At 68.5% G+C, this 4,586-nt stretch carries 5 protein-coding genes and 1 other RNA gene; 1 reads left to right on the forward strand and 5 read right to left on the reverse strand.

Annotation, left to right across the window (positions count from 1 at the left end; all coding sequences use genetic code 11):
* Window positions 1–71: 71 nt before the first annotated feature.
* From ssrA to ftsE, 5 genes are all read right to left on the reverse strand, one after another.
* Window positions 72–440: a transfer-messenger RNA gene (gene ssrA / locus ACFWN1_RS31760) on the reverse strand.
* Window positions 441–549: 109 nt separating this feature from the next.
* Window positions 550–1,098 carry an SsrA-binding protein SmpB gene (gene smpB, locus ACFWN1_RS31765; protein ID WP_384369729.1) on the reverse strand — a complete coding sequence of 183 codons (549 nt, stop codon included), beginning with the start codon at window positions 1,096–1,098 and terminating at the stop codon, window positions 550–552.
* A gap of 76 nt (window positions 1,099–1,174) precedes the next feature.
* Window positions 1,175–2,362, reverse strand: coding sequence for a S41 family peptidase (locus tag ACFWN1_RS31770; protein WP_384369732.1), 1,188 nt, complete (start codon window positions 2,360–2,362; stop codon window positions 1,175–1,177).
* Between the two features lie 67 nt (window positions 2,363–2,429).
* A complete protein-coding gene (ftsX, locus tag ACFWN1_RS31775) occupies window positions 2,430–3,350 on the reverse strand; it encodes a permease-like cell division protein FtsX (protein WP_384369735.1) in 921 nt (306 codons plus the stop codon).
* 40 nt (window positions 3,351–3,390) lie between these two features.
* Window positions 3,391–4,080, reverse strand: coding sequence for a cell division ATP-binding protein FtsE (gene ftsE / locus ACFWN1_RS31780; RefSeq protein ID WP_030810993.1), 690 nt, complete (start codon window positions 4,078–4,080; stop codon window positions 3,391–3,393).
* Between the two features lie 235 nt (window positions 4,081–4,315).
* Here ftsE and ACFWN1_RS31785 point away from each other — a divergent pair, with 235 nt between their 5' ends.
* Window positions 4,316–4,510, forward strand: a complete 195-nt coding sequence (locus ACFWN1_RS31785) for a hypothetical protein (protein WP_384369739.1) — start codon at window positions 4,316–4,318, stop codon at window positions 4,508–4,510.
* Window positions 4,511–4,586: the final 76 nt, after the last annotated feature.

Below are 4,586 nucleotides of genomic sequence, written 5' to 3' on the forward strand. Positions count from 1 at the left end.
GACGAAGGCCCCGCCGCTGATGCGACGGGGCCTTCGCCCACATGGGTTCCGAAGGCCCGAGGGCCTTCCGATCGTGGAGATGGCGGGAATCGAACCCGCGTCCACCGGAGCGGAAACAGGGCTTCTCCGTGTGCAGTCCGCTTCGATTTTCTCGGCCCCGGAGATCACGCGGACAAGTCTCCGACGGGCTCAGTCACTGTTGGATTTCCCTCTTCACCCCGTGACCGGGATCAAGGTTTAGTTCCCTAGCTGATGCCAGGATCCGGGTCGGGAACAGCCCCGGGCTGACACTTCGCAAGTCGCTACTTAGGCAGCGAGGGCGAAGGAATCGCGCTTGGTGTTGGCGATTATTGGTTGCGACATATGGTTTACGAGATCATTGCCGCTTCCTCGACACGCTTCCCCTGCTTCGACATCCGCTGTCGAAACCGATCATCCCCATGTTGTTTTTTCAATGCCCCCCGCAGGAGGCGGCGCACCCTCGCTGGAGTGCTGTGCCATCGTACGTGACCAACGCGGGAGAGTGCCAGCCTATTCCCGCGCGCCCGGTCAGGCGTCGCGCTGCTTGCGCTTGGCGGACGCTATCGCCCGGTCCGACTCGCGCCGGTCCTGCTTCTCGCGCAAGGTCTGCCGCTTGTCGTACTCCTTCTTGCCCCGGGCGAGCGCGATCTCCGCCTTCGCCCGGCCGTCCTTGAAGTACAGGGCGAGCGGCACGATGGTGTGGCCCGTCTCCTGGGACTTCGCCTCCAGCTTGTCGATCTCCTCACGGTGCAGGAGCAGCTTGCGCTTGCGGCGCACGGAGTGGTTGGTCCAGGTGCCCTGGCTGTACTCGGGGATGTGGGCGTTGTGCAGCCACGCCTCCTTCCCGTCGATCTGGACGAAGCCGTCCGCCAGCGAGGCCCGGCCCTGGCGCAGCGACTTCACCTCGGTGCCGGACAGCACCATGCCGGCCTCGAAGGTGTCGATGATCGCGTAGTCGTGGCGGGCCTTCTTGTTCTGGGCGACGAGCTTGCGCTTGCCGTCCTTGACCCTGCCCTTGGCCAGGGCCCCGCCCTGCTTGGGCTGGGACTCCTTCGGTACGTACATTCCCTTGCTCATAGTGTGGCCATTTTCGCACCATGCAGGGGGCCGAAGGGAAGCGCATTAAGGGTGAGGCCTGGGGCTTCCCAGGGGGCTATCGGGGGTCGCCCAGGCCGGTGAGGACCGTTTCCGCGCGCTTCAGGGCGCTCGGGCCCGGGTCCAGGTCCGGGGTGATGCCCCGGCCGTCTACGGCGTGGCCGGAGGGGGTGCGGTAGTGGCCGACGGTCAGCTCCGCCACGGAGCCGTCCGGCAGCGGGGTCGGCATCTGCACCGAGCCCTTGCCGAAGGTGCGCGAGCCGATCACCACGGCCCGGCCCCGGTCCTGGAGGGCGCCGGTGAGCAGCTCGGCCGCGCTCATGGTGCCGCCGTCGACCAGGGTGACCAGCGGGCGGGCGGTGTCACCGCCCGAGGCCGCGTGCAGGGCGCGCTGGGCGCCGTCCACGTCGTAGGTGGCGACCAGGCCGCCGTCCAGGAAGCAGGAGGCGGTGGCGACCGCCTCGGTGACCAGGCCGCCGGAGTTGCCGCGCAGGTCGAGCACGACCCCGCTGCCCGCCGGTGCGCGTCGGACGGCGGTCCGTACGGCCTTGGCGGAACCCTTGGTGAAGGCGGACACCCGGACCACGCTGACCCCGGCGACCGGCGTGGTCACGGTCACCGGGTCGGTGGAGAGCCGGGCCCGGCGCAGGGTCCGGGACCAGGAGTCGGCGCCGCGCTGGATGCCGACGGTGACCGGGGTGCCGGCGGACGCGTCCTCGGCGTCGCCTCGGAGCTGGGAGACCACATCGGTGACCGGACGGCCGTCGACCGCGCGGCCGTCGACGCTGCGCAGCCGGTCGCCCTCGCGGATGCCCGCGTCGGCGGCGGGCGAGCCGGACCGCACCCGGCTCACCGTGACATGACCGTCGCGCTTGCGCTTCGCCCACAGTCCGACGCCGGTGTACTCGCCGTCGAGCGCGTCACGGAACTCCGCGTACTCGTCCTCGGAGTAGACGGCCGCCCAGCGGTCCCCGCTGCGGCTGACCGCCTGTTCGGCGGCCTCGGTGGGTGACTCGCCCTTCGCCATGGCCTCGGCGGCGGCCCGGCGCACATCCCCGGGACGGGGCTCGCCGGTGTCCCGACTGCCGTGCGCGGACTGTGCGTTGGTGTCGAGACGGCGGGCCTGGGCGGCGTCCGGCAGGGAGCCCGTGACGGCCCCCGCGGTCAGCGCTCCGGCGAACACCAAGGTCAGGGCGGCCCCGCGGCGTTTGCGGCGGGGCTGACGGAACAGGGCGCTGCCTGACATGGCGGTGAGTCTAGGACAACGCGAAGGGCCGTACAGACGGATGCCTGTACGGCCCTGTTGGCATGTCTCACACCTTCAGGTACTTGCGCAACGCGAAGAACGCCGCCAGGGAGGGCATCAGCACACTGGTCGCGAGGATCAGCGGCAGCTTGGTCAACACCGAGTCCCAGCCGATGAAGTTGATGAGCGTCAGCTTGCTGGAGAGGGCCATGCCGTGGTCGATGGTGAAGTACCGGCCCAGCACCAGGAAGACGCACGCGAGGCCGCCGCCGATGAGTCCGGCGACCGCGGCCTCCATGATGAACGGCGCCTGGATGTAGAACCCGGAGGCGCCGACCAGCCGCATGATCCCGGTCTCCCGCCGGCGGCTGAACGCCGACACCCGCACGGTGTTGATGATCAGCAGCAGCGCGACGAACAGCATCAGCGCCATCAGGAACAGCGCGGCGGTGTTCATCAGGTTGAGCAGCTGGAAGAGGTTGTCGAGGATGCTCCGCTGGTCCTGCACCGACTGCACACCGGCACGCCCGTTGAACGCGGTGGCGATCACCTGGTACTTCTGCGGGTCCTTGAGCTTGATCCGGTACGACTCCTGCATCTGGTCCGGCGTCAGCGACGTGGCCAGCGGGGAGTTGCCGAACTGCTCCTTGTAGTGCTTGTACGCGGTGTCCTGCGACTCGTAGGTGACCTTCTCCACGATGGCGGACATCTTGCCGAGGTCGGCCTGGATCTGCTTCTTCTGGTCCTCGGTGGCCGCGCCCTTGGCGCAGTTGACGTCCGACTGGGCGTCGCTCTTGTTGCAGAGGAAGATCGAGACGTTGACCTTGTCGTACCAGTAGCCCTTCATGGTGCTCACCTGGTCGCTCATCATCAGGGAGCCGCCGAAGAGGGCCAGGGACAGGGCGACGGAGACGATGACGGCGAAGGTCATCGTCAGGTTGCGGCGGAGACCGACACCGATCTCCGACATGACGAACTGGGCGCGCATGGCGTCTGGTCAAGCCTTTCCGTCGTGAACTTGGCTGCTGTCAGTGCTGGTAGCCGTAGACGCCGCGGGCCTGGTCGCGCACGAGGCGGCCCTTCTCCAGCTCGATGACGCGCTTGCGCATCTGGTCCACGATGTTCTGGTCGTGCGTCGCCATGATGACGGTGGTGCCCGTCCGGTTGATGCGGTCGAGCAGCTTCATGATGCCGACGGAGGTCTGCGGGTCGAGGTTGCCGGTGGGCTCGTCGGCGATCAGCAGCTTGGGCCGGTTGACGAACGCCCGCGCGATGGCGACGCGCTGCTGCTCACCACCGGACAGCTCGCCCGGCATACGGTCCTCCTTGCCGCCGAGCCCCACGAGGTCGAGCACCTGGGGCACGGACTTGCGGATCTCGCCGCGGGACTTGCCGATGACCTCCTGCGCGAAGGCCACGTTCTCCGCGACCGTCTTGTTGGGCAGCAGGCGGAAGTCCTGGAAGACCGTCCCGAGCTGGCGGCGCATCTGCGGCACCTTCCAGTTGGACAGCCGGGCGAGGTCCTTGCCCAGGACGTGGACCTGGCCGTGGCTGCACCGCTCCTCGCGGAGCACGAGCCTCAGGAAGGTCGACTTGCCGGAGCCGGACGACCCCACGAGGAAGACGAACTCGCCCTTCTCCACTTCCAGGGACACCTCCCTGAGGGCGGGCCGGGTCTGCTTGGGGTAGACCTTGGAGACACTGTCGAATCGGATCACGGATGCACCACGGGTCGCCGGGGGATGATGAGCGTGACCATACGCGAACCGGGAGCGCCCCCGCTGGGCCCGGTCGCCGTTGGGAGAGAGTTGTGCGTTTTTGTACGGGCGGCTCTTCCGGCTTTCCCGGGCGCCCGCGCTCTTTCGGGGGGAACCTGGCAGAGTGGAGGGGGAACGTTCTCGTTCCCGTCGGCGTTGTACGGCGTTGAGGGCCTGGCACGAGGAGGGCGAGCGCATGACGTACGACCGGTTGGTGTGCGCGAACTGCGCGGCCCCCGTGAGTGAGGGCCGGTGCGCGGTGTGCCGAGCGAGCCGTGAGCGGCTCCAGCAGCAGGCGGGTTTTCTCGGCGGGGCGAGTCCGGCGGCGCTGGTCATGCTGCTGGTGGTGCTGATCGCGGCGATGGCGCTGCTGGCGCACCAGACCGTCTAGGCGAGTCCCTGCGGGGCCTCGCACGGTTTGGGGTCAGCTCTGTCAGCGAAAGGGCCCGGAGCGCGCTGGTACGCGC

The sequence above is a fragment of the Streptomyces sp. NPDC058459 genome (assembly GCF_042721685.1).
Taxonomy (GTDB): Bacteria; Actinomycetota; Actinomycetes; order Streptomycetales; family Streptomycetaceae; genus Streptomyces.